The organism is Zoogloea sp., from assembly GCF_028689785.1.
Lineage (GTDB): Bacteria > Pseudomonadota > Gammaproteobacteria > Burkholderiales > Rhodocyclaceae > Zoogloea.
This window is the reverse complement of sequence record NZ_JAQVCN010000069.1, coordinates 1-24,988: the sequence shown is the minus strand read 5'-3', so window position 1 is coordinate 24,988 and position 24,988 is coordinate 1. Positions and strand designations below refer to the sequence as shown.

At 60.1% G+C, this 24,988-nt stretch carries 22 protein-coding genes and 1 pseudogene; 9 read left to right on the top strand and 14 right to left on the bottom strand.

Translation table 11 applies throughout. From position 1 onward, the window contains the following. Positions 1 to 247 precede the first annotated feature (247 nt). A complete protein-coding gene (locus PHI64_RS20230) occupies positions 248 to 799 on the top strand; it encodes a cob(I)yrinic acid a,c-diamide adenosyltransferase (protein ID WP_299887024.1) in 552 nt (183 codons plus the stop codon). 59 nt (positions 800 to 858) lie between these two features. On the opposite strand, the gene murI is transcribed toward PHI64_RS20230, so the two are convergent. From murI to queG, 3 genes are all read right to left on the bottom strand, one after another. After that, complete coding sequence (gene murI / locus PHI64_RS20225; protein ID WP_299887021.1) at positions 859 to 1,668, bottom strand: glutamate racemase; 810 nt, start codon at positions 1,666 to 1,668, stop codon at positions 859 to 861. Positions 1,669 to 1,736: 68 nt separating this feature from the next. Next, positions 1,737 to 2,510, bottom strand: coding sequence for a hypothetical protein (locus PHI64_RS20220; RefSeq protein WP_299887018.1), 774 nt, complete (start codon positions 2,508 to 2,510; stop codon positions 1,737 to 1,739). A 9-nt stretch (positions 2,511 to 2,519) separates the two neighbouring features. Further along, positions 2,520 to 3,617: a tRNA epoxyqueuosine(34) reductase QueG gene (gene queG, locus PHI64_RS20215; RefSeq protein WP_299887015.1), complete on the bottom strand. Its 1,098-nt coding sequence runs from the start codon at positions 3,615 to 3,617 to the stop codon at positions 2,520 to 2,522. Between queG and tsaE the strand changes: the two genes are divergently transcribed. Both tsaE and PHI64_RS20205 read left to right on the top strand, forming a co-directional pair. Then, on the top strand, positions 3,603 to 4,118 hold the full coding sequence (gene tsaE, locus PHI64_RS20210) for a tRNA (adenosine(37)-N6)-threonylcarbamoyltransferase complex ATPase subunit type 1 TsaE (protein ID WP_366945233.1): 516 nt from the start codon (positions 3,603 to 3,605) through the stop codon (positions 4,116 to 4,118). The two genes, queG and tsaE, sit on opposite strands and share 15 nt — an antisense overlap. After that, positions 4,073 to 5,461: an N-acetylmuramoyl-L-alanine amidase gene (locus tag PHI64_RS20205; protein WP_299887012.1), complete on the top strand. Its 1,389-nt coding sequence runs from the start codon at positions 4,073 to 4,075 to the stop codon at positions 5,459 to 5,461. Before tsaE ends, PHI64_RS20205 begins: the two co-directional genes overlap by 46 nt. Positions 5,462 to 5,555: 94 nt before the next feature. On the opposite strand, the gene PHI64_RS20200 is transcribed toward PHI64_RS20205, so the two are convergent. Next, entirely contained in the window at positions 5,556 to 5,999 is a 444-nt protein-coding gene (locus PHI64_RS20200; RefSeq protein ID WP_299887008.1) for a hypothetical protein, read from the bottom strand. Between the two features lie 308 nt (positions 6,000 to 6,307). On the opposite strand from PHI64_RS20200, the gene PHI64_RS20195 reads away from it, so the two are divergent. Continuing rightward, a complete protein-coding gene (locus PHI64_RS20195) occupies positions 6,308 to 6,736 on the top strand; it encodes a MerR family transcriptional regulator (RefSeq protein WP_299887005.1) in 429 nt (142 codons plus the stop codon). Next, positions 6,729 to 7,070: pseudogene (locus PHI64_RS23655) on the top strand (VIT domain-containing protein); the annotation flags it as partial. The gene PHI64_RS20195 and the pseudogene PHI64_RS23655, both read left to right, overlap by 8 nt. A gap of 149 nt (positions 7,071 to 7,219) precedes the next feature. Here the strand turns inward: PHI64_RS23655 and istB are convergent. The 3 genes from istB to PHI64_RS20180 form a co-directional block, all read right to left on the bottom strand. Then, entirely contained in the window at positions 7,220 to 7,975 is a 756-nt protein-coding gene (gene istB / locus PHI64_RS20190; RefSeq protein WP_299887002.1) for an IS21-like element helper ATPase IstB, read from the bottom strand. A 15-nt stretch (positions 7,976 to 7,990) separates the two neighbouring features. After that, positions 7,991 to 9,508, bottom strand: coding sequence for an IS21 family transposase (gene istA / locus PHI64_RS20185; RefSeq protein WP_299886999.1), 1,518 nt, complete (start codon positions 9,506 to 9,508; stop codon positions 7,991 to 7,993). 249 nt (positions 9,509 to 9,757) lie between these two features. Next, a complete protein-coding gene (locus PHI64_RS20180) occupies positions 9,758 to 10,042 on the bottom strand; it encodes a helix-turn-helix domain-containing protein (protein WP_169148433.1) in 285 nt (94 codons plus the stop codon). A gap of 76 nt (positions 10,043 to 10,118) precedes the next feature. On the opposite strand from PHI64_RS20180, the gene PHI64_RS20175 reads away from it, so the two are divergent. After that, positions 10,119 to 10,772: a helix-turn-helix transcriptional regulator gene (locus tag PHI64_RS20175; RefSeq protein ID WP_206198961.1), complete on the top strand. Its 654-nt coding sequence runs from the start codon at positions 10,119 to 10,121 to the stop codon at positions 10,770 to 10,772. 33 nt (positions 10,773 to 10,805) lie between these two features. Further along, positions 10,806 to 11,366 (top strand): hypothetical protein, encoded by a 561-nt coding sequence (locus tag PHI64_RS20170; RefSeq protein WP_299886995.1) that lies wholly within the window; start codon positions 10,806 to 10,808, stop codon positions 11,364 to 11,366. Between the two features lie 79 nt (positions 11,367 to 11,445). Here PHI64_RS20170 and PHI64_RS20165 read toward each other — a convergent pair whose 3' ends face one another. From PHI64_RS20165 to PHI64_RS20150, 5 genes are all read right to left on the bottom strand, one after another. Next, positions 11,446 to 14,610, bottom strand: a complete 3,165-nt coding sequence (locus PHI64_RS20165; RefSeq protein WP_169148436.1) for a CusA/CzcA family heavy metal efflux RND transporter — start codon at positions 14,608 to 14,610, stop codon at positions 11,446 to 11,448. A 17-nt stretch (positions 14,611 to 14,627) separates the two neighbouring features. Beyond that, complete coding sequence (locus PHI64_RS20160; RefSeq protein ID WP_284187514.1) at positions 14,628 to 16,211, bottom strand: efflux RND transporter periplasmic adaptor subunit; 1,584 nt, start codon at positions 16,209 to 16,211, stop codon at positions 14,628 to 14,630. An 18-nt stretch (positions 16,212 to 16,229) separates the two neighbouring features. Next, the gene (locus PHI64_RS20155) at positions 16,230 to 17,522 is read right to left on the bottom strand and encodes a TolC family protein (RefSeq protein ID WP_169148437.1); all 1,293 of its coding nucleotides are present in this window, start codon (positions 17,520 to 17,522) and stop codon (positions 16,230 to 16,232) included. A gap of 124 nt (positions 17,523 to 17,646) precedes the next feature. Beyond that, positions 17,647 to 18,003, bottom strand: coding sequence for a DUF2946 family protein (locus PHI64_RS23650; RefSeq protein ID WP_366945234.1), 357 nt, complete (start codon positions 18,001 to 18,003; stop codon positions 17,647 to 17,649). A 30-nt stretch (positions 18,004 to 18,033) separates the two neighbouring features. Further along, positions 18,034 to 20,292, bottom strand: a complete 2,259-nt coding sequence (locus PHI64_RS20150) for a cation-translocating P-type ATPase (RefSeq protein WP_299886986.1) — start codon at positions 20,290 to 20,292, stop codon at positions 18,034 to 18,036. A gap of 113 nt (positions 20,293 to 20,405) precedes the next feature. Between PHI64_RS20150 and cadR the strand changes: the two genes are divergently transcribed. Next, on the top strand, positions 20,406 to 20,903 hold the full coding sequence (gene cadR, locus PHI64_RS20145; protein WP_299886983.1) for a Cd(II)/Pb(II)-responsive transcriptional regulator: 498 nt from the start codon (positions 20,406 to 20,408) through the stop codon (positions 20,901 to 20,903). A gap of 256 nt (positions 20,904 to 21,159) precedes the next feature. Here cadR and PHI64_RS20140 read toward each other — a convergent pair whose 3' ends face one another. Together PHI64_RS20140 and PHI64_RS20135 are read right to left on the bottom strand one after the other, a co-directional pair. After that, a complete protein-coding gene (locus tag PHI64_RS20140) occupies positions 21,160 to 22,593 on the bottom strand; it encodes a heavy metal sensor histidine kinase (RefSeq protein WP_299886980.1) in 1,434 nt (477 codons plus the stop codon). Beyond that, entirely contained in the window at positions 22,593 to 23,276 is a 684-nt protein-coding gene (locus PHI64_RS20135) for a heavy metal response regulator transcription factor (RefSeq protein WP_299886977.1), read from the bottom strand. The genes PHI64_RS20140 and PHI64_RS20135 overlap by 1 nt, the downstream gene beginning before the upstream one ends. A gap of 490 nt (positions 23,277 to 23,766) precedes the next feature. Here PHI64_RS20135 and PHI64_RS20130 point away from each other — a divergent pair. Beyond that, a partial coding sequence (locus PHI64_RS20130) for a TolC family protein (protein WP_299886974.1) occupies positions 23,767 to 24,988 on the top strand: 1,222 nt, incomplete at its 3' end.

Here is a 24,988-nt window from a genome sequence, read left to right as displayed (position 1 = left end):
CGTTTGGAGGCGAAGAATTCGAGGAACTTCTGGCGGATTTCGGCGCTTTTCATCGGCGGTGGTCTCCGGGTGGCTCGGGTGAGCGACGATCGGGGGTGGATCAAGTTTCAAGGCCGGAAATTGTAGCACCCTACGCCCGCGCCCCCGGCTGGCTATAATCTGACGTGCACGGCAATTGCCTGCCGGATCTGGTCAGCGCCGGGTCCGTTCACCTCCATAACTCCAATTCCAGCAGGAGACAGCACCCATGGGTCACCGCCTATCCAAGATCTACACCCGCACCGGCGATGCCGGCACCACCGGCCTCGGCAACGGCAACCGGGTTTCCAAGAACAGCCTGCGCATCCACACCCTTGGGGAGGTGGACGAAGCCAACGCCGCCATCGGCATCCTCCTCTGCGAAGAACTCCCCGACGAAGTGCGGACCCTGCTGACCAACGTACAGCATGACCTGTTCGATCTGGGCGGCGAAGTGTGCATCCCGGGCATGGAAATGATCACGGCCAGACAGGTCCAGTATCTGGAAGATGAACTGGACCGGTTCAACGACGACCTGGAGCCCCTGAAGGATTTCATCCTCCCCGGCGGCACCCGCGCTGCCGCGCTGGCCCATCAGGCCCGGACGGTATGCCGGCGAGCCGAACGGATGATCGTCGCCCTGAGCCAGGAGGAGGCGGTGAACGACGCCCCGCGCCAGTACCTCAACCGCCTGTCGGACCTGCTCTTCGTGCTGGGCCGCGTACTCAACCGCGCCGGCGGCCGCGGCGACGTGCTCTGGCAGAAGCGCAAGAACGCCTGAGTGCCTCTGCCTGGGGCCGGAGACCTCCGGCCTCGCACCCCACGCCAAAGTCCCCTGCCCTACCAGTCCAGCTTTTCCACAATCCCCAGGGAACGCCCTAGAAAGCGCTCACCGATCGTCTGGAAACGCAGGGGAATGTCCGTCACCGTATAGCGGTAGGTTGACAGGGTGTCCCCCGGGTTCGCGATCCCCAGTTCGTTCAAGGTGCGCGCAGCCTGCTCGGCCACCGTGATCGCAGAATCCACCAGGCGCACGGAAGACCCCACCACTGCCTGCAACAAGGGCTTGATCAAGGGGTAGTGGGTACACCCCAGGACCAGGGTATCCACGTTTTCGGCGAGGACCGGCTTGAGGTACTCCTGAGCGGTAAGGCGGGTGACTTCATGCTCCAGCCATCCCTCCTCGACCAGAGGCACGAAGAGGGGACAGGCCTGGGAATACACCCGGACCTGAGGGTCGAGGGCATGCATGCGCCGGGCGTAGGCATTACTGTTGATCGTGGTCGGAGTCGCAATCACGCCGATGGCCCGGGTCCGGGACTCCACCACTGCCGCCCCCGCCCCCGCCTCGATCACGTCGAGGACCGGAACAGCTCCGGCCTTCTGACGAACCACACCGGAAGCAACCGCAGCCATGGTGTTGCAGGCAATGATCAACATCTTGACCCCCTGATTCAGCAGGTGGTCGGTGATCTGCCCCGTGAAGTGCTCAATGGTCGCCACCGACTTGACCCCATAAGGGACCCGCGCGGTATCGCCAAAATAAATGATGTTCTCCAGGGGCAAGCGCTCCATCAGCGCACGCACGACGGTGAGCCCCCCCACTCCGGAATCGAACACACCGATGGGCAGTTTGCCAATGTCTGACATGATTGCAGCAGAAAACGCGGAATGCGGATTCTACGCCACTCCCTGCACTTTACCGGGGGCGGGGCACTTCAGTAGCCGAGGCGATTGATCATCTCAGCCTCTTCATCAGGGGCAAAGGCAAATTTGTAGATGGATTTCTCATCAGGCAGTTCGCGCCAGCGACCTCCCACTTCCCTGAGGCGCTGCTCGATGGTCGCGCAGGACAAATGCATCAAGAGCGCTGGCGCCTTGACTCTCTCGCACATGCGCTCACCGCTTAACTGCTTGAACTCAAGAAGTTTTTCGTAAAAATCCCGATGCCGTGGATTGATCTCGATCAGGATGTCCGTGCAGCCTTTGACCCGGTAAGCGTAAATGTAGAGCAAATTGAAAAGGGAAGCGATCAGGCGCTTGGAGCGTGCGGAAGGGTCGATCGCAAACCGCCCGAATTCGCAAAGCTTGCGTCCCTGGGCCCTCAGCCGCGCAGCCTCCGGACCGTAGGTCTTGTCCAGTGCAAGACCTGCCGGCGAATCCACATTGACGGTCAGGGTTGCGTACACCCGCCCGAAGAGTTCGGCATTCATGGTCAGCTGGTTAGGCTCTTCCAGGGAGCCGAGTTTGCCGTAGCCACGCCAGGCGTAGCGCTTCTCGATAAGCAACTCGGTTTCCCGCCGCCGCTCTCCGTCCCGCATCAGCATCTTGAGCCGGAACTTGCTGGGCTTGTTATTGGGCGCATCAACCTTCGGGTCGTCCTCCGCAATGCACAGAGGATCGAAACGCCAGGACTCCATTGCCGTTACTTCAGCCAGGGTCTGCGCGGCTGACTCTTCAACAACGGGGGGCTTGGACAATTTGCTGAACATCAAACATCACTATACCGCAGCCGCCCGCCCGGCTGCATCATGCCGACCCAGCGCCCACAGGACGTGCTCCCTGACCAGCTCCGACGGATCTTCGCTCCGCAGGAGAAGTGCATCCCACACCGCCTGACGCCAGGGCGCATTGCCAAGGGCAACCGCCAGATTACGCAGCCATCTTTCGTGGCCGATGCGGTATATGGGACTGCCCGCCAGACGCTCCCGAAACGTTGCTTCCGACCACAGAAACAGATCCACCAGATCAGCAGCATCCAGCCCGTGACGGACCGCAAAATCGGGCTCGGGGCTGAGACGGGCAAAGCGATTCCAGGGACAGGCCAGCTGACAGTCGTCACATCCATAAATGCGGTTGCCGATCAATGGACGCAACGCCTCTGGGATGCTGCCCTGCAACTCGATGGTCAGATAGGAAATGCAGCGCCGGGCATCCACCCGGTAAGGGGCCACAATGGCACCGGTGGGACATGCCGGGAGACAGGCAGTGCAGTCGCCACAATGCCCCTGGACCGGGATATCGACGGGCAAGGGCACATCAATGTAGATCTCGCCGAGAAAGAAAAAGGAACCACCCTGCCGGGACAGTAGCAGGCTGTGCTTTCCCCGCCATCCAAGGCCGGCCTTTTCGGCCAGGGCAACCTCCATCACTGGCGCCGAATCAACGAAGACCCGATGCGTGTTTGGCAGCACCGCCGTGATGCGGTCGGCCAGTTTTTGCAGGCGGCTGCGCAGGACCTTGTGGTAATCCCGCCCCAGGGCATAGCGGGAAATGTAGGCCAGGCCCGGTTCGGCAAGCACCTGCCAAGGCTCCCTGCCCGCGCCCCTGTAGGACATGCGGGCAGAAATGACCCGCAGGGTCCCGGGTACCAGATCGGCAGGTCGGGTCCGCTTGGTGCCATGTTTGTACATATAATCCATTTCGCCATGGCAACCCGCTGCCACCCAGGCCGCAAGACCGGCTTCGGCGTCATCCAGATCGGTGCCGGTAATCCCGATTCCGTCAAAACCGAGCTCGCGCCCCCACTCCCGGATTTTGTCTGCCAGGGCCTTGAGCGCATCGCTCCCACCGAAGAGAACATCGTGTTTACAACTCATTCTTCAGATGATAATCGCAGCACCGCCTGGACGCACCTGGCCGATGAGAACGCCACCCTGAGCACCGGCGAAGGCCTCGCCCAGGCACTGCCCCCACGCCTGACCATTTATCTGCAGGGAGACCTGGGCGCGGGGAAAACCACGCTCACCCGCGGGCTCCTGCGGGGTCTGGGTTACAGCGGCCGGGTCAAGAGCCCGACCTACACCTTGGTCGAATCTTATAAAGATTCTAGAATAGCCGTATATCACTTTGATTTTTATCGATTCACCCATGCAGAAGAGTTTCTTGAGGCCGGCCTCGACGAGTGTTTCGAAGGCGATGGCGTCCGTCTGGTCGAATGGGCCGAACGGGCAATGCCCTTCCTTCCCCCTGCCGATCTGGAGATCATCCTGCGGGTTGCCCCCGGCGGCGGCCGCGAGCTCCATTGGAACGCGCGGAGCGAAGAAGGACGCACATGCCTGAAACGCCTGCACACCCTCTCCCATCCCGGCGGCAACTGACGCGCCGCAGCTTCCTGAGTGCAGCCGGAGCCGGTCTCCTGCTGGCGGTGAGCCGGCCTGGCCACGCAGACACGTCATCCGTTCCGGCAGTCCGGGTCTGGCCCGCCAGGGATTACACCCGGATCACCATCGAAACCCGGGACACCATCAATTTCAGCCATCAGATTGTCCGCAACCCTGAGCGTCTGGTGGTGGACCTGGAAGGCATTGAGCTCAATCAGGTCCTCCAGTCCCTGCCCGGCAAGATTACCGGCAATGACCCCTACATCCGGCTGATCAGGGCCGGTCGAAACCGCCCTGGCGTCGTGCGCCTGGTCATCGAACTGAAGGCCGAAATCGCTCCCCAGGTATTCACCCTGAAACCCGTCGCGGAGTATGGCCACCGGCTGGTGCTGGATCTTTATCCCTCGGAACCGGTGGATCCCCTGCTGGCGCTGCTCGAAAAAATCTCTCCGGAGGAAGCGGCTGCAGGAGGCGCCCTCCCTCCTTCCCGAAACGCAGACAAGCCTTCTCCTCCACAGCAGGCCGAAGCCCCCAGGAAAACGTCCGACAGCACTGCCAGGGAAAAACCGGTGACCGAACAGGCCAGCCGCTCCTCGGGCGCCCCTGACGACGAACAGGTCTCGCGTCTGATCACCATTGCCCTGGATCCGGGCCACGGAGGTGAGGATCCGGGGGCCATCGGCGCCGCCGGCAGCTACGAGAAGCACGTGACGCTGTCAGTCGCCCGGCGGCTCAAGGCCAAGATCGACGGAGAGCCCAACATGCGGGCGATGCTGACCCGGGATGCCGACTACTTCGTGCCTCTCCAACAACGCGTCGCCAAGGCTCGACGCGTTCAGGCCGACCTGTTCGTATCCATTCACGCCGACGCCTTCATCAATCCGGCAGCCCGGGGCAGTTCGGTCTTCATCCTGTCGGACAAGGGGGCCTCCAGTACGGCTGCCCGCTGGCTGGCCCAGAAGGAAAACGCGGCCGACCTGATCGGCGGGATCAACATTGGCGTCAAGGACAGCCACCTGGCACGGACCCTGCTGGACCTGTCCCAGACCGCAGCCCTGAATGACAGCATGAAAGTGGCCAAGGCCGTGCTGGGAGAACTCGGAGGCATCAATCGCCTCCACAAACCCCATGTGGAGCAAGCCAGTTTTGCAGTGCTGAAAGCGCCTGACATCCCGTCGATTCTGGTGGAAACAGCCTTCATCTCCAATCCGGAAGAAGAAGCCAAGCTCAACGATGAAGCCTACCAGGACCGGATGGCCAGCGCCCTTCTGAAGGGAATCAGGCGCTACTTCGCCCAGAATCCGCCGATGGCCAAGTCCAAGCTGGCCAGCCTGGACTGAATGGGTGACCAAAATAAAGTCATGACGTCCTGGGCGGCCAACATGCAAGCCTGCGCTGAAACAAGAAGGGGTTTGATGATTTTTTTGTTGACGCTCAGAGCGTATCAAGCAGCTTCATGAAGCTCCGCTTGCGCTTCCACTCCAGCCGGAGGACTTCCGCCAGTTCATCGCCGAACATGCCCAGTTGCTTGTGCGTCACCCCCTGCGCGCGGATTTTCTTGACGAGGGAAAACGCCTCCCCGTCGTCGGAGCCGCACGAGCCGCCCTCACCCCTATGGGGCAACAGACGCTTGTAGAGGGCCATCGCCTCCTCGTGGTTGGTCTTGCTGCGCTCATCAGCCACAGGCTCCCAAAGGCCAACATCGACCTTGCCGCCACAGAAGGCGTTCCACATCGCCTCACGGTCGATACGACCGACAACTTCCAGCAACTTGAAGAACGGCTCGCAGCCGGGCGTCCTCTCGAAGCGTTGCCAGGCGAGATGCCCCACCTCCGCGTGTTGCCCGCGGGACAGCTGCAGCTCGATGGCAAGGCTCAACAGGTCGTCATGGGGTTCATGGGGAAAAGCAGCAATCCCCGCTCCGCCCAACGTAGCGCCTCGTCCTTGCGGCCCAGGTCACGAAACAAGCCGGCCAGCATCAGGAAGCACGCCGGGGAGGACAGACTCTTCCCCTGAACGGCCACCCGCAACTCGAAATCATCTGAATGACGGGCGATGTCCTTCCGCGCAGGCTCAGCCCGGAAACGTGGCGTGCATCAGGGCTCCCGCGCCAGCTCTATTTATTTGACACTTGTTTTTAACACTAATAATGTTAAATTAAACGCCAGACTCCTCAGCAGACAGACATGACCTCCTTACCTACCTACGGCTTCGATGAGCTTTGCGCGCTGGTGGAGCTCCCAGCGCGCACGGTTCGGTACTACATCCAGATGGGTCTGGTCGACCGTCCGGACGGATTAAACCGGGGTGCGAAGTACACGACACGGCACGTCGAGCAGTTGCTCAGCATCGTGAAATGGCAGGGAGCCGGCCTCTCTCTGGAGCGCATTCGGGAACTGCTCTACGGGAACGTCGAGACAGTCCCTCCCAAGCGCCAGGTGCCCGGGAGCATTGAGGTTTGGAGTCGGCTGTTAGTGGCTTCCGGGATTGAGTTGAACGTGGAGGCAGGCGCCTCCGGCTTGAGTCCCGAGGAACTGAGGACCTTCTTCACGAAGGTGCTGGGGGCTTATCAAGAAGCGAAAAACATCAAAGGCGAAGGAAGTGGTGATGAGTGACTGCGGATTGATGACGAAGTCGGGAGAAAGGCTGTCCCTGCGCAGAGTTGACACCCATGCCCGGGTGACGGGCCTCCTGGCGGAGACGAAGCTGGTTCAGAAGTATCAGAACGACACGGGGAGTAATGTCGAACTGACCTACATTTTTCCTCTCCCGCTGGGCGCGACTCTCCTCGCGTTATCGGTATCTATCGGCAGCCGCTGCTATCACGGGGAAGTCATCCCCCGAGCAGAAGCGGAACAGGTCTACGAAAAATCGATTGCCGAGGGAAACTCTGCCTTCCGTCTGCAGGAAATCCGCTCCGGCATGTATAGCGTGGCCCTCTGCGTATTCCACCCCAACTCAGCCACACATAACGATCGAAACCCTCCACCTGTAACGACACCAAGCCGGCCACCCATTCCACCCGCAAAACCGCCACTCATTCCAATAAAAAACCCGCCAGGTCGGCGGGTTCTGAATTCCGTTACAAAAACAGGCGTTCATGTGCCGAGCGATGTGCTCCTTCCCCGCAACCGGCGCATCGACTCCCCCTTGAGTTCCATCCGATGCGCTCCGCTCACTAATCGATCCAGAATCGCGTCCGCCATCGTCGGGTTCCCCCCGCTCAAGTAGTCATGCCACCGATCCACTGGTAACTGACTGGTAATCAGCGTCGAGCGATTTCCAGTACGCTGCTCAATCACCTCCAGTAAATCATTGCGTCCGACAGCGTTCAACACTTCAATCCCGAAGTCATCCAAAATCAGCAAATCTACCTTTGCCAATGCACTCAGGCGTTTGCAGAAACTCCCATCTCCGTGAGATATGGCCAGTTCTTCAAGAAGCAGGGGCAACCGCTGGAACGTTACCGTCAGCCCCTGCCGGCATGCCTGGTTTCCCAGTGCGCAACCCAGCCAAGTCTTGCCTCCTCCCGTCGCTCCGGTGATGATCATGTTGATACCATGGCGAACCCAGTTGCACTGACCCAGCGAGGCCATTTCACTGCGATCCAGTCCGCGTCCCGCCCGATAGTCGATATCCTCCATGCAGGCACTCTCTCGCAACTTAGCCACCTGCAACAGACGCTTCAAGCGCCGGTTCTCTCTGTAAGTAACCTCCTGGTCCACCAGAAGGCCCAAGCGCTCCTCAAAAGCAAGGTGGGCCGCCGCCGCACTGCTTAGCTGATTATCAAAACCTCGGGCCATGCCAAACAGCTTCAGTTCGTTGAGCTTGCGCATCGTGTCGTTCGTCAGCATTCGTCAATCCTTCGCTTAACTGTAATAGTCCGAGCCCCGGAGATTCGGGTGCTCAAAGTTGGCTTCCCGACGATCCTGCGATTCGGCAGGCTGACTGTCCAAATTGTTTCGCAGAATTGAACGAACACTCGACAGGGATGGCGCGCCGATCTCTATCGCACGGTGGCAGGCCATGTTGAGCCGTTCGTTACCGAAATCCTTAGCCAGACGCTTCAGCCCGTTGTGTGCCCGATACCCCTGTTCGCGGGTTCGCATCCCAACAAGCATCGCTTCCAAGATACGGTGGACATGTGCGCCCGTCTGCACAGCCCATTCCAGTGCATGGTCTGCTCCCCACAAGCCGAAATGACGGTGAGCCGCCTCCATGTGCTGCGGATCGATGACTGGCACGGTACCGTTACTGCGTGCGTGGCTTGCCACCCGTTTGCCGCGGTGAAGTACCTCGACTACCGCCGCAGTGAGGCGAAGCTCTACCTCTTGCCGAACCAGGTTGAACGGGACGCTGTAGGGAACTTCGTCTACAACGATGCGATAGTCCAGTCCGACGCGAACCTTGCGGAATTCAGCATATTCATAGGGCGTCGCTGGCAACGTCCGCATCGCGGGACGATCGATAGTTTCAAAATTGCTCTGACGGCAGCCTGGCAGCTTTTGAAACGGACGGGCATTGATCTCTACCAGTAGAGATCGGATTGCCTCGTTCAACTCGGCAAGGCCGCCGAACGCCCGCTTGCGCAGTCGGAACATGATCCAACGTTCCACGATCAGGACGCCGTTTTCGGCCTTGGCTTTGTCCTTCGGCTTGTAAGCGCGTGCAGGCAAAATCAGTGTGCCGTAATGATCGGCCATGTCCTGATACGTGGCGTTGATGACAGGATCCGTGCGGCTGGCCTTGATGACCGCTGATTTGAGGTTGTCGCACACAATTACGGCAGGCACGGCGCCGAGGTGTTCAAACATCCTGCAGTGGGCGGCAATCCAGTCCGTCAAACTTTGCGACCAGTGGGCCTCCGCGTAAATATAATTCGATGCCCCCAGAACACCGACAAAGACTTGCGCCTTCCGCATTGTTCGGTTCACGGGATCGACAACAGTCATCGTCGGCCCAGCGTAGTCAACAAAGACGCGCTCTCCGGCCACATACACTTGCCGCATGTAGCGTTTCAGCGTCTGAGTGAACTCCCTGTGGCGCAGGCAGAACAGGCTATAGGCAATACCGTTGGGATATTCACTCAAATATTCTTCATGCAGGACCTGAAGGGTCGCGCCCTTGCGCTTTAGTTCCTGATGTACCTTGGGCCAGTCTGGCTCAGGCTTACGCGCGGGGGCAAGTGCTACCACCGGTGGAAACAGCCGGTGCTCCAATGCCGCATCGTCCATGTCGTCAGGCAATGGCCACGGCAGACGGGTAGCCGCTGCGCGGGTAATGTAGTCGGAAACGGCGTCGCGGGATAAGCCTAGGCTGCGGGCGATCAACCTACGGCTCTGTTGCTCTTCAAAATGCAGGCGCAATACCTGACGGATTTTTCTCATTGCGATTCTCCGGTTTGCCATGGGAGGCCGAGCCGACAGAAGCCAGCCATTTCTCCAGGTCGGGCCGACGCACGCTGCTCTCGCAACGTGATCGGCGATATGTATTGGGAGATGGTTAAGGCCGCCCGGCCTTGACAGGCGGGCTTGGGAATCGCAGAATCCGCCATGAAGTCCCCACTTCAAGCAGTTCTGTGAAGCCCCCTGAGTGTCAGCTCTGGGGGCTTTGCTTTTCCTGGCCTGACAATTCGATTATTGATCAGGCCATGGCGTTCCTTCCTTTTGAACGCCACGATGGGCTGACGGCCCGCGCGGCTTGAAGGTATAGCGTGCGGGCCAAAGCTCCTCGATCCTGCATGTCAACAAACCCGCAATATGACTTGCCACCTCGTATGCGGTGATCCGGTCGTGGATAACGTTATTAACCACGCCCCCGGTGACACCCAAGTCGCGAGCAATCTGCGCCTGGCTTTTACCAAGGCGGCGAAGGCGATAAATGATCTCTACAGCGTCCATGACCGAGCGGAGTGACTTCATCGGCATTCAAGAGTAGTCTATCTTTAAGAGAGACAGTGCATTATCTATAGAGACAACTATACGCCTTAAGAGAATGATGGATCAAGCATCTTCCCACAGCTCAAGCGCTGGCCTGGAAGGCTTTGCAGCGAGGCTGACCCATGTGATTTCGCACACGGGCCTGAGCCAAGCTGAATTTGCCCGCAGGTTGGGTGTTTCGGCAGGCTTCACCAGCGACGCCGCCCGTGGGCTGAAAAAACCCGGTGCGGAGTTCCTGCATGCAGTCCGAACGGTGTTCAGGGTTTCGATTGATTGGCTGCTAACCGGCGACGGAACCATGCGCGGCGGCAGTGGCATTGACCTGGATCTGCTCAGGACGATCCGACTCCAGATTGCGGTTGCCCGCGCGGCGGTCATTGACGCTGACCCAATCGCCAAGGTGCTGTTGTTGCTGATTCGTGACGGGCGTCTGAACGAGGCGGTCGCCGACCCAGACCTGCAGGCCTTCCTCAGTCGAATCGCGCCAGCCGATCCCGATGCAGATCTTGCAACCGAACTCTACAACGGCCATCTGTGGACCGAGGATTCGTCAGCGCAGCTACGCAATCTGCTTGCCGCCGCCGTAGCCCACTTCGAGGCACGCAAACCCCTCGACAAAATGGCCGCCTTGGCACGCTCGGCCGGGCCGACGATCCAGATTAATGTCATCCCTTCGCAGCGCATTGCGGGCCGAGACTACTACGAGGGTTGAAAAGGTTTCCAACCACGCTAAGTGAACGTCACCATGAAAGAGCAGCAGTCGGCCCCACAAGACAGCATCCAGATCAACCTCATTGGCGAACAGCGCAAGGCCACCCGAGACTACAACGAGTATTTCATCCCTAGCTCGATCAAACTCGTGCTGGCTACATGGACGCAAGAAAAACGAAACAGCATGGCGCTGAATAATTCGGACTTCTTCCGTTACCGCTTCGGGTTTGAACCGCCCAAAGTAGCACGTCAGCAGGTGCTTGAAATCCAGACAAAATATGATCTGACCGATCGAGAGGTTCGTTGGCTCCATCGGTCTGGTCAGTTGAAAGCTTCACGAACGGAAGCGAAACTGGTTCCCAGCCGACTGATGCCGGCGGCAGGCTGGATCCAAGTGTCTATCTTGAGCTTCTTCTGTCTGGCGATGACGCTGCAGATTGCAGCGTCGAATGCGCCGGCCTGGAAGCAGGCCTTGGGACAGTTGATTATCTCCGGGCTCTGGTTTGGGGGCGCCTGCATGCTGAACAGCTTATTGCTTGCGCCTTGGCGAACGTTGAAGCGGGCCGGGGTGGTCAAAGCCGTGAAGGGTGAATGACCTGATTCGCTGCAAGCCTGCAGGCCGTTGTTTTATCTGACGGCTGGCAGGCTTGAGCGAATGAGCACTCAGGAAAATATCAGTTTGCCCCAGGGGAATCATCCCTTCCGATGTCCTCATCCGAGCTGTGTGCCAAGCGATACAGCAGCGGCAGCACAAGCAGGGTGAGAATGGTCGATGAGAGGATGCCACCGATCACGACAGTGGCCAGGGGGCGCTGTACCTCCGCGCCTGTCCCTGTTGCGATCGCCATCGGGACAAAGCCCAGGGATGCCACCAATGCCGTCATCAGAACGGGGCGCAAGCGGGTCAAGGCTCCTTCGTGGATCGCAGGATCGAGCGCCTGGCCTTCCTCGCGCAGACTGCGGATATAGGCAATCATCACCAGGCCGTTCAGCACAGCAACGCCGCACAGGGCGATGAAGCCCACTGCTGCCGAAATGGAAAGGGGAATGTCACGCAGCCACAAGGCGATGATGCCCCCGGTCAAGGCGAACGGGATGCCCGAAAACACCAGCAGTCCGTCCTTGATGTTGCCAAACATGGCAAAGAGCAACACAAAGACAAGGAGCAGAGCGACGGGTACGACGATCTGCAGGCGTGCTGTAGCTGACTGCAGGTTTTCAAACGTTCCTCCCCAAGTTGTCCAGTATCCTGCGGCTACCTTGATTCGTGCGAGCCCCTGTTCGGCCTCCCCGACGAACGAGCCAATGTCCCGCCCGCGTACATTCGCACTCACCACGATCCGGCGCTTGCCGTTTTCCCGGCTGACCTGATTAGGTCCGGGGGCCAGATCCAGGGTGGCGATTTCGGCCAAAGGAATGAAGTTCGCTCGGGTATCTCCAACAGCCCCACCACGTGGCAGCGGAATCGGCAGTCGCTTGATCGCCTCCAGATCACTTCTCAGGTTGTCAGGAAGACGAACCTGAATGTCGAAACGACGATCACCCTCGAAGAGGGTCCCAGCCTCACGCCCGCCGATCGCCGTCGCCACGGCATCCTGCACGTCCCCGACATTCAACCCATAACGGGAACTCTTCTCCCGGTCGATCTGAACGGTCAGTACCGGCAAGCCGGTGGTCTGCTCTACCTTCACTTCGGAGGCGCCATTGATTTTTTCAAGCATGGCGGCGATCTCCGTGGCCGTTTCGTTCAGAACGTCCATGTCGTCACCAAAGACCTTGATAGCCACGTCGCTACGGACCCCGGAGATCAGCTCATTGAAACGAAGCTGGATGGGCTGGGAGAACTCATAGTTGTTGCCAGGCAAGGTGGCCACTTCGGCCTGAATGGCTTCAAGCAGGGCGTCGCGGGTTCGCCTGGGCTCCGGCCAGTCCTTCTCGGGCTTGAGCATGATGTAGCCATCCGAGATGTTGGGCGGCATCGGGTCCGAAGCGATTTCCGCCGTACCCGTCCGTGCAAAGACGCGCTTGATCTCCGGGAATTTCTCCTTCAGCCGGCTCTCCAACTGCCGCTGCATGGCTACCGACTGCGTCAGGCTGGTACCCGGGATGCGAAGGGCCTGGATGGCGAAATCGCCTTCATTGAGATTCGGAATGAACTCGCTCCCCATTCGCGTAGCGATCAGACCACTGAGAATCACCGTCACGAGGGCAAACGTGAGCACGACGGGCTTGGCGTTCATGGCCCACTGGAGCACGGGTGCGTAGGTTTCCTTGGCCAACTGCATCAAGCGGTTTTCCTTCTCGGAGACGTTGTCACCAATGAAGAGAGCAACCGCGGCAGGGATGAATGTTACTGACAGGATCATCGCGCCCAGGAGCGCGATGACGACGGTAAAGGCCATCGGATGGAACATCTTGCCCTCGACGCCGGTCAGGGCAAAGATCGGCAGATAGACCACCATGATGATCAGTTGCCCGAAAAGCAGCGCTCGACGCGACTCACGGGATGCCTTGAAAACCTCGTGGAAGCGCTCCGTCCGGTTCAAGGGGCGGCCCAGGGATGCCCGAGCATGGGATAGCCGGCGTACGCAGTTCTCGACGATCACCACCGCACCGTCGATGATGATGCCGAAATCGAGCGCACCGAGACTCATCAGGTTGGCACTCACCTTGTTGGCTACCATGCCCGAGAAGGTAAACAGCATCGCCAACGGGATGATGCAGGCGGTGATGAGTGCGGCCCGGATGTTGCCGAGGAACAGGAAAAGGATGGCGATGACGAGAATGGCGCCTTCCAGGAGATTCTTCTTCACCGTGGCAATGGCCTTGTCCACCAGCGTGGTGCGGTCATAGACGGTGACCGCCTCCACCCCGGCGGGCAGATTGCGGTTGATCTCCTCCATTTTCTTGTCCACGGCCTGGGAGACCGTCCGGCTGTTCTGGCCGATCAACATGAAGACCGTGCCGAGCACTACCTCCCGGCCATTGTCGGTGGCAGCCCCGGTGCGCAGCTCACGGCCAATGCCGACCTCGGCCACGTCACGGATGCGGATCGGCTGGCCCTGGGCGGTACCGACGATGACGTTACGGATGTCCTCTTCGGTCTTCACCTGTCCGGGCGCACGAACCAGGTATTGCTCACCTCGCTTTTCGATGTAGCCGGCCCCGACGTTGCCGTTGTTGCGCTCCAGCGCCGTGACGATCTCCTGCAGTGTCATGCCGTAGGCCGCCAGACGTTCCGGCAAGGGAGCGACCTGATACTCCTTGGCATAGCCGCCAATGGAATTGATTTCCGTCACGCCCGGCACATTGCGCAGTTGTGGCTTGATGATCCAGTCCTGTATCTCCCGCAGGTCGATGGGGGTGTAGGGGCTGCCATCCGGCTTCCTGGCCCCTTCCTTTACTTCCACAGTCCACAGGTAGATCTCGCCGAGTCCGGTCGATATCGGCCCCATGGCCGGCGAGATACCGGCAGGCAGCTTGTCCCGGGCGTCCTGTATCCGCTCGTTCACCAGCTGCCGTGCAAAGTAGATGTCGGTCCCATCCTTGAAGATCACCGTTACCTGAGACAGACCGTAGCGGGACAGGGAACGTGTCTGGACCAGGTTGGGCAGCCCGGCCATCACCGTTTCGATGGGGTAGGTCACCCGCTGCTCGGTTTCCAGCGGGGAGTAACCAGGAGCATGGGTATTGATCTGGACCTGGACATTGGTGATGTCGGGCACGGCGTCGATGGGAAGCTTCTGGTAACTGAAGACCCCCAGCGCAGCCATCCCGAAAACGGCCAGAAGGATGAGCCAGCGCTGCTCGATGGAAAAGCGAATGATGCGTTCAAACATGATCGTTCCCCTTTTCCTTAATGCGCGTGCTCAGCTGAGCCTTTGCCGATTTCTGCCTTCAGCACGAAGCTGCCGGCAGCGGCGTAGGACGCACCCGCCTTGATGCCAGAGACGACTTCGGTGTGCGCTTCATCACTGCGTCCGGTCTGAACGGGCTGCGTCACAAAACCACCGTCGACTCGGACAAACACGACGCTCTTTCCGTCCATGTTTTGAATGGCCTCAGAAAGCACGGCGACCGGCACTTCGGTTTCGCTAGAGATCACTTCCACGTTGACGAAGAGGCCAGGACGCCAGCTTCCCTGAGGGTTCGAGAGGAGCACCCGAGCCCGTGCCGTGCGGGTTTGCTCGCCGATGAGCGCGCCCACGTAGGCCACAGTGCCGGTCGCTGTAGAGTCGAAAGACGATGCCTTGATAGTGACTTTCTCTCCGACCCTGACCCGGGCCAGATCCTTGGCCGGAACACTGATTTCCGCCCACACGGTGGACAGGTCGGAGATCGTGAACACTTGGCCGTCTTCCTTGACCGCTTCACCCAAGGCAATGTGCTTTTCCACAACCATTCCGTCGAAGGGGGCACGCAGCACATAGCGGTTGAGGCCGCCATCGGCATCTACACTGGCACCGATGGCGGTGAGCTTCTGCTGAACGTTGGCGACGGCAATTTCGGCCTCGCGCAGCACCTGTCGCGCCTGCAGGTAGTCTTGCTCGGCGGAGATCTTCTCCTCCCACAGTTTCCTCTCCCGCTCGTAGGTCGTCCTGGCAAAGCTCAGACGCTTCTGCGCTGCCATCAACTCGCTGCGTTGTTCCGAGAGCGCGGGGCTTGCCAGCACGGCCAGCACTTGCCCCTTCTTGACGATCTGCCCCAGGTTGGCAGACACACTCTCAACCACCCCGGCGACCCGGGGAACGACGTGTGCCGTACGATCCTCATTGAAGCGGATCTCACCGGGAAGTTGCAGAGAAGATCGAATCCGGGCTGAGCCGGCTTTATCGATCTCAACTCCTGCTGCTTTGATCTGCTCGTTACTGAGTTCGACCTTGCCCTCCTCGCGGTTGAGCATAAAGCGGCGAGTTTGAGACCCAGTCTCGACGACGACAACGGCCTCGAATACGTGGGGCTCCGCGATCGTCCCCCGCGTTTTCAGGCTGTCCTTGTCGACAACAAACTCCATCCGCTCCACTTCACCCGTCGGTCGGGTGAGCGTGAGGTGGGCTTTGACGGCGCCAGGTGCAACGGGCTTGCCATTGTCAAGAAGCCAGAGGCGCATGATAGGTTCGCCAGCACTTTCATCCAGCTGAATCTCGGCACGGGTCGTGCCGTCTGTGAGGAGCGTTCCACCGTGCGCTCCCGGGCCGCTTGTCTGGGCATGGTGCTCGGTATCGCCGTGCGAGGCATCCTCGGCATGTGCTTTGTCTGCCTTGGCGCCGTGATGCTCTGCATCCCCATGCTCCTCCGTGTGGGCATGGCTCTCGCTCTCCGAGGCGCCTTGCCCACCGTGCAGAATGAAGCCACCTGCCACACCGCCAAAGGCGATGATGAGGGCTACGGCGATCAGGTGCTTTCGGCTGATCCGGGTCGTCATGTTCTTCAGATTCATCTTGGAATCCTCCTTGCGTTATTCAGAGATACGATCAGCCAGAAGGTGATCGATTTCGGCCGCGGCCCGATGGCTGTCGGTCAGGGCACGCAGGTATTGGTTACGTGCTTGGAACAGCGTCCGCTGGGCATCGAGGACATCGAGAAAACTGAATTTGCCCAGCTCAAAGCCCTTGGTTGCGTTGTCGTAGGCCAGTTGCGCCCCGGGCAGCACCTCGCGCCGCAGGGATTCGAGTTCAAGCCGGCTATTGCTCAGCCGCTCACGGGCCTGTAGGACATCACCAGTAAGCCGGACCCGCAGGGCAGTATGTTCATCCCGCGCCTTGTCTTCCCGCTTGAGGGCTTCGAGGAGGTTGCCGCGGTTACTGTCGAGGACGGGAATCGGGATCGACACGCCTACGAGGAGTTGGTCTCGGCCAAGTTCCTCGGCGCGTTTCACCCCGACGCTGATCGTTGGGTCAGGAATGCGCCGGGCACGCTCCAGCGCAGTGACAGAGGTGCGCCGCGTGATCTCGACCGAGGCCCGCCTTAGGACCGGTGATGCCTCGATACGCTGCTCGACCATGTCGGAGGACGGTACTGGAGGCAACGTGTCGACGTCTCCGTCTGCACGTTCGAATCGCGGGATCGGATTGCCCCAGAGCCCTGTCAGTCGCTGACGGGCAACCCGCAACTCACCTTGAGCCTGGGCCAGCTCGACCCGAACCCCGGCTTCCGCGACACGCGCCTTGGTCTCCTCGACGGGAGAGGTTTTTCCGGCGATGACACGCTTGGAGACGGCTCCCGTGGCTCGCTCAGCGAGAATGACGGTCTCTTTTGCGAGCCGGGTCCGCTCTTGTGCCGAAAGTACGTCAAAGAAGGTGCTGACGACCGAGGCCCGGATCTCAGCACGGCGAGTGGTCAACTCGATGTCGGCAATGTCCCGGCCGCGCTCGGCGATCGCAATCCGGGCGCTTCGCTTGCCTGCGAGCTCGATGGGCTGGTTGATCTGTACGGTCGTGGTGCGCGTCGTAGTGCGGGTGTCTTCCACAAGAAACTCAATGGACGGATTGGGCCGCGCACGCCCCTGGATCACAGTACCGTCACTGGCCTCGCGTTCGCGAAGCGCTACGGTGATGTCAGGGTTGGCTCGAAGAGCCAGATCGAGCGCAGCGGCAAGCGTCAACGGACCAGCGGCTTCGCTGGGGAGCTGATTGAGTACAACGGTTTGCGTGGAAAGTGATGTCGGCGCCTGAGCATGAGCACCGAATGCGGTCGCAAAAAGGACTGCGAGCAGCGGGAATGCGGTTCTGAATGGCACGGGGGTGCGCATTGAAATCTCCTTGTTGTGCAGTCGTCGGCAGAAACCGACAGGACGACGAAACAAACGAGATCCGGCGCGGGCGCCGCCTGAAGGCGGGCTCTAAGTGAAAACTAAAGCAGGCCGCTGCGCCGAATCAGAGCGCAGCGAGCCAGTTGGGCCGTTCGGGGCCTGGGGGGATGTGGGTGCGAAAGAAGGCTGGCGTTGATTCCGGTGCTGAGGGCACCGGGCACCGAGGCAGGCAGCGAGTGTCCTGACCGAGAATCTTGAGGGCGCTGTAGTGGCACAGCCCACAGTCTCCGTCGATGGCGACACCTTCACCGGAATCAGATTGCTTGGAGGTTTCCCCCTTCGATGCTTGGTGCTCGTGACTGTGATGCCCGAAATGGCCGGCATTTTCCCCGGTCTCATGCTGGCAATAAGCACCCACCGCTGACCAGCTAAACTGGAGCGGCATAAATACAGCCAGAAGGAGGGCAACCCAAAAACGCATGTTCAAAAGTATACCGGAAGATGTTTCAACTCAGCCGTGAACCTTGGTGGGTTGATCGTCAGGTTGACCAAGGCGTAGTAGCCGCAGCCCATTGCTGACCACCAATAGGCTGGCCCCCATGTCAGCAAACACGGCCATCCACATGGTGGCACTGCCTAGCAGAGCCAGAACCAGGAAGATTGCCTTGATTCCCAGCGCCAGAATGATGTTCTGCCAAAGCACCCTGTGCGTCGTGCGCGAGAGCCGAATGGCTTCAGGAATACGGCGCAGATCATCGTTCATGATCACGATGTCGGCGGCTTCCATGGCGGTATCCGTCCCCGCAGCCCCCATTGCTATGCCGATATCGGCGCGTGCCAACGCAGGCGCATCGTTGATCCCGTCACCGGTCATCGCCGTGGGGCCAAATTCTTTCTGCAAGGCTTCGATGGCCTTGAGCTTGTCGTCAGGCAGCAGATTCCCGCGTGCATCGTCCACATTAGCCTGCGCGGCAACGGCCTGAGCCGTTGCCTGGTTGTCGCCAGACAGCATGACTGCCTTGACGCCCAGGGTATGCAAGGCCGAGATGGCTTCCCGGGCATGAGGTTTGATCGTGTCGGCAACGGCGAAGATCGCCAGCACTCCGCTTTCGTTGGCCAGGAGTGTCATCGTGCGCCCCTGGGCCTCATGTTCGACGAGGCGAGCTTCGATGGCAGGACCGCACAGTTTGCGTTCCTCGATCAATCGATGATTCCCAAGGATCAGGTCTTGGTTACCGATGCGACCTTGAACACCACGCCCCGGCAGCGCCATGAAGTGATCGACAACGGTGGCGGACGGCGCCAGTGCCGTTGAAATGGCTTTTGATACAGGGTGGTTGGAGAGGGCTGCCAGGCTGCCGGCCCACTCCAAAATCACTTTCTCGGATACGGTCTGATCCAGGATTTCGGTTGCGACCAGCTTCGGTTTGCCTTCGGTGATCGTCCCCGTCTTGTCGAGAGCAATGACCTTCAGCTTACGGGCATCCTCCAGATAGATGCCGCCTTTGATCAAAATCCCCCGACGTGCTGCGCTGGCGAGCCCACTCACTACCGTAACGGGCGTTGCAATCACCAAGGCACAGGGACAGGCGATCACAAGAAGGACCAAGGCTTTGTAAAGCGCTTGAGACCAGCTCCACTCCAACAACCACGGGGTCAGGAGCGCTACGGCCAGCGCGATCACGAACACAGCGGGCGTGTAGAGGGCTGCAAAGCGATCGACAAAGCGCTGCATAGGCGCCTTGCTGCCTTGAGCTGTTTCAACCGCGTGGATGATCCGGGCCAGTGTGGTCTCAGTGGATCGAGCCGTCACCCTGAATTCCAACAGCCCTGATTCGTTGATCGTCCCGGCAAAGACCGTGTCACCGATGGTCTTGTCCACCGGCAGGCTCTCGCCGGTCACCGGTGCCTGATTGACCGCACTGCTCCCGGCAGTCACGACGCCATCCAACGGAATGCGTGCGCCAGGCTTGACCCTGACGACTGCAGCAAGCATCACGTCGCGGGAGGCAAGCACATCCCAACTGCCATCAGCCTGTCTCACTTCAGCGGTTTCCGGCGTGAGCGCGAGCAGGCTCTTGATCGCGTTCCGTGCCCGATCTACCGACCTTGCTTCAATCAGCTCTGCAATGGAATACAAAGCCATCACCATGGCGGCTTCAGGCCATTGACCAATGGCGAAGGCACCTGTGACCGCAACCGACATCAGGGCATTGATGTTCAGACGCCCCTGAGACAGGGCAGCAAGCCCCTTGCTGTAGGTTGAAAATCCGGCCATCACGATCGCTGTTGCCGCCAAACCCATCCCGGCAATCTTGGCTAGAAGCACTTCGGGCATCAGGTAAGCTAGGACTTCTGCGCCCAGCGCCAGGACGAGCGCCATCGCAAGAATAGCGATACCACGTGGAATGCCGTCGCGATCTGTGCCCGCTGGCGTACCCGGTTTGACGAGTTCTGCGGCAAAGCCCGCTTTGCGGATGGCGTCGATGATGCTTGGCAGCGCTTCATTTGGCGCATCGATGCGCAGGGTGCGGGCCGACAGATCAAAACGAAGCCCACCGATCGCGCCGATATGCTCGACCGCCCGGCGGATCTCACTCTCCTCCGTAGGACAGTCCATTGCCGGAATGCGAAGCAGCAAGCCGCCTTCCGTATCGTCGGCTTGCAGAGGCACGTTCGTGGAGGGCGCCTCGGGGGAGTTACACGTGCCGCTACACCCGCAGGATGAGGGCTGAGTCTCGGGTTGCAGACTGATGGGCGATGGTTTCATGGTGATCTCCTATTAGTTGCCATTGGAAACCCTGTAGCAACTCCAGAGTCAAGGGGGTAAAGTGGTCGCCTTCGTCAATTCACTTTTGAGCCCATGCGGGGCTTCAGGCTGCAATGAAAATCGGTCAGCTCGCCCAGCAGACAGGTACTCCGGTGGACACCATTCGTTACTACGAGCGCGAAGGGCTGCTCCCGCGTGCCGCGCGAACGGAAGGCAACTACCGGATCTATGATGCCGTTCATCTTGAACGTCTGGCCTTTATTCGGCGGTGTCGCTCCCTCGACATGACACTGGACGAAATCCGGGTGCTTCTGTGTTTCAGGGACCGCCCATTGGAAAGTTGTGAGGACGTCAACACGTTACTCGATGCCCATATCGATCACGTCGCCGATCGGATACGCGAGCTGCTGCAGTTGGAAAAACAGCTGCTGACACTCCGAGAATGTTGCCGGGACGGTCGACAGGCGGCCGATTGCGGAATCTTGAACGAGCTGTCGCACGGGGCGACGGAGGTCGCCGGGCCCTCTGTATCGGAGAGTCACCTTGCTGCAACGCATGCCGGCGGCCGGCGGCATGTGATCCAAAGAAAGCAAAAACACGGTGAGGACTGACTGACCTGCCCAGAGTAGCTGATTCGCTCACAGGTCTTTGAATACGTCCCGGTACATCTTGATGGTGGCTGGCTGAATGCGTTCTTGGCGTGGTTCTTGGCCGTTTCTTCTGCTCACAGGCTGACTTCAAAGCCGAGTTTTCGGTAAAAACCGAGCACCGCTTCATCGTTAAGCGACGGCTCGTTGCTTGAAGCAACAAGTCGTTTGGGGAAGAGAGCGCATTTGAGCAGATCATGGCTGTGAGCAGCCAAACAGGTCAGTCCGTGCTGTGAGGCGTGACGATCGAAGTGGGTATCCACATCTCGAAAATGTTGCAGCCTTTCCCCGTCCGTCCCTCAATGTCGCCCCCGTGAGATCGCAGGATTGAACGAGTGATGGCAAGGCCCAGCCCGGCGCCATCTCCGGAGTTGCGGCGGGACGCATCCACGCGGTAGAAGCGGTCGAAGAGACGCGACAGATGTTCCGGCGGGATGGGTTCCCCGGTGTTCTCGACAGCGAGGTGGATTGTATCGGCGTCCGCACTGTCTCGTACGACGCTGACCGTCACGACAATGCGTCCTCCAACCGGGGTGTAGCGAAGTGCGTTGGACAGCAGATTGCCGATGGCCCGCCGGAGCATCAGCCTGTCTCCGGTCACCAGTCCTGAGCCCTCAAGCCGTAGCGTGACGCCGTTCTCTTCAGCCAGGGCGCCGTAGAAATCGAACAGGGCAGTGACCTCGTCCGCCAGATCAAAGCTTTCCTGGCCCGGTACGATCAGGCCGTTCTCCGATTTGGCCAAAAATAGCATGTCCGAAATCATCCGCGACAGACGCTCGAACTCCTCGCAATTGGACTCCAGCACCTCCCGGTACTCGGTGGAGCTTCGGGTCTTGGAGAGGGCAACCTGGGTTTGCGTCATCAGGTTGCTGACTGGGGTCCGGAGTTCGTGAGCCAGGTCTGATGAAAAATCCGAGAGTCGCTTGAACGACTCCTCCAGCCGGGCCAGCATGTCGTTGAGGGATTCGGCCAACTCAGCCAGTTCGACGGGTACGGCATCCACAGGTAAACGCTGGTCAAGACGTTGGGCGCTGACTTCCGTCGCTCTTCGCTTCATCTCGCGAAGTGGCGCCAGGCCTCGACGGGCAGCAAACCAACCGAGTAGTCCGGTCGCCAAGGTGCCCCCAATGACCACGAGCCAGAGGGTCTTCATGAATGAGTCCATGAAGCTCCGGTGATGGGAAATGTCCGTCGCGATGGCGACTACGGCGGGCGGCCACGCCTGAACTCCGGTTGGTGCTTCGGCCACGATACCCCGGAAGGACAACTGGTCATCGACTTGCCACACGTAGGGGCGCTCAGCCTCAGGTGTTTTGACCCGATCCAGTAAGCGCTGGGGGAAAGGGGCGTCCTCGGTGGCGAACAGGGTGCGACCATCCGGCCCCTTTACTGCCACGACCAAGCCATGATGGCCGATCAAGGAGTCGTCCATCTGCTGCGGAATGGCTGCCAGATCCTTTGACGAATGAACCTTGGCCAAGGCATGGCGAATCAATTCGAGTTTGCCGGTCAGGGCCTCCATGTCCTGCTCTTCGAAGTGGTGTTCGACGGACTCAGCCACAATCAAACCTAGTACCAGCAACACCACGGTTGATGCCGCCGCGAACAGCACGGTCAGGCGGAAGGTCAGCGACTTGCGGCGGACAGGGCGCACTATTCGTCCTCCTGTTCTTCCAGCACATAGCCCATGCCACGCACGGTGCGAATCAGCTTGGGTTCAAAACCGTCGTCGATCTTGGCCCGCAGGCGGCGCACCGCCACCTCGATCACATTGGTGTCGCTGTCGAAATTCATGTCCCACACCTGGGAGGCGATCAGGGAGCGCGGCAGCACTTCACCGCGCCGGCGCAGCAGGAGTTCAAGGAGTGCAAACTCCTTGGCGGTCAGGTCGATCCGCTTGCCCGCCCGCCTGACGCGGCGGCGCAGGAGGTCCAGCTCCAGATCTGCCGCATGCAAGGCGTCGACTTCCTTGTTCTTGGCCCCCCGGCGCAGGAGGGTTCGAACGCGAGCCAGTAACTCCGAGAAGGCGAAGGGTTTGACCAGATAGTCGTCGGCCCCTAGCTCCAGCCCCTTGACTCGGTCATCCACGCTGTCTTTGGCGGTCAGAAACAGGACGGGCATCTCCTTGCCGGCCTTGCGCAGGGCCTGCAGGACGCGCCAACCATCGAGCCCCGGCAGCATCACGTCGAGCACGATGAGGTCGTAAGCTTCGGTCATCCCGAAGTGCAGTCCGTCCATGCCGTCCCGGACCAGGTCCACATTGAAGCCGGCTTCAACCAGCCCTTGCTTGAGGTAGTCCCCTGTTTTGGGTTCATCCTCGACGATCAGTATTTTCATGGTCTTCCTCGCAGCATTCTCCATTTGGCAGCATTAGTTTGGCGCAAGCCACCTCCATTCTTCCCAAGATTACAAAGATGTAATTCCCGGGTCAGTCTCCTGTCGGTTTTTGCACCGCACACTGCTCGCCATGGGAACACCAGATTCCCGAGGCCCCCCTTTGACCCCATGGAGACGACCGATGCGATCAACCCTGCTCGGACTGCTGGCACTGGCCTTGACGAAAAGCGTCGTGGCTGCAGAGCCGCTCACCCTGGAGCCTGCCTCCAGGACTTCCCCTCATGCATCCTCCCTGTCCGATTATCGTGCTTGGTCGGAAGCCCCCGTTGGCGCATGGCGAGCGGCCAATGATGGTGTTCAGCGTACAGGCGGCATGCATGCAGGCCATATGGCACCTGCCAACACCGATGGGGCTTTGCAAAAGGAAAGCGGAGCGACGCCGCCGGCCTCAGCGAGGCCCCCTGCTGATCATCACCATTAGGAGTTCGCCGTGCGCTCAACCCTATCTCCACGACACTCCCGCGCCATCAAGGGCCTGACCGCCCTGGTCCTTGGAACGCTGGTCCTGAGCGGCTGTGCCAGTTTCTCCCCGGACGGAGGCTTCGACACCGTGCGGGAAACGACCCGCGCCCGTATCGGTGCCGATGCCCAATGGGCCAGAAGCGACGAGGCCCGCAAGGAGATCGATACACGTGTGGCCGAACTGCTGGCCAAGCCCTTGGCCGCTGAGGATGCTGTCCAGGTCGCCATTTACAACAACCGGGGACTCCGCGCCGCATTCTACGATCTTGGAATCAGCGAGGCCGAGATGGTCCAGGCCGGGCGCTTGCCGAACCCGCATTTTTCCATGCTGCGTACCAGCCGCGCCGAGAATGGGGTCCGCGAATTCAAGATCGAACAGGTACTGACCTTCAACCTGTTTGCGCTGATTACCATGCCGCTTGCCGTGGAGGTCGAGAAACGCAACTTCGCCCAGACCCAGCGCATGACGGCGCTGGAGGTGGCGAGGATGGCATCCGAGACGCGCAAGGCCTACTTTGGAGCCATCGCGGCTGAAGAGTCGGTCCGTTACCTCCGAAAAGTAAAGCAGGCGGCGGAAGCCGGCGCTGGCCTGGCCCGCAAGATGGCGGAAGTCGGTAACTTCAACCGGCTTCAGCAGGCGCGCGAGCAAGGTTTCTATGCGTCCGCGGCCCTCGATCTGGCTCGGGCCGAGCAAGCCAGCATTGCGGCGCGGGAGCGGCTGACCAAGCTGCTGGGCTTGCCATCACCCCAGGCGATTCGACTCCCCGAGCGCCTGCCCGATCTGCCCAAGTTGCCCGACGAACTGCCGGCTGTCGAGCAAACGGCACTGGATCAGCGCCTCGATCTTCAGGCGGTCCGTCTCGAAACCGAGGCACTGGCCAAAAATCTTGGTCTCACCCAGGCCACGCGCTTCATCAACGTGCTGGAGTTCGGGCCGGCGCGTGTCCTGGAGGGCGCGCGGGATAGCGGCTACAAACGCGGCTACGAAGTGAGTTTCGAGCTTCCGATCTTCGACTTTGGCGGCAGCAAGGTTGCCAAGGCGGAGGCGATCTATGGCCAGGCCGTTGAACGTGCGGCCGAAGCCGCCATCAACGCCCGTTCGGAAGTCCGCGAAGCCTACTCGGCGTATCGCAACAGCTTCGACATTGCAAAGCACTACCGGGACGAAATCGTGCCGCTCAACAAGCGGA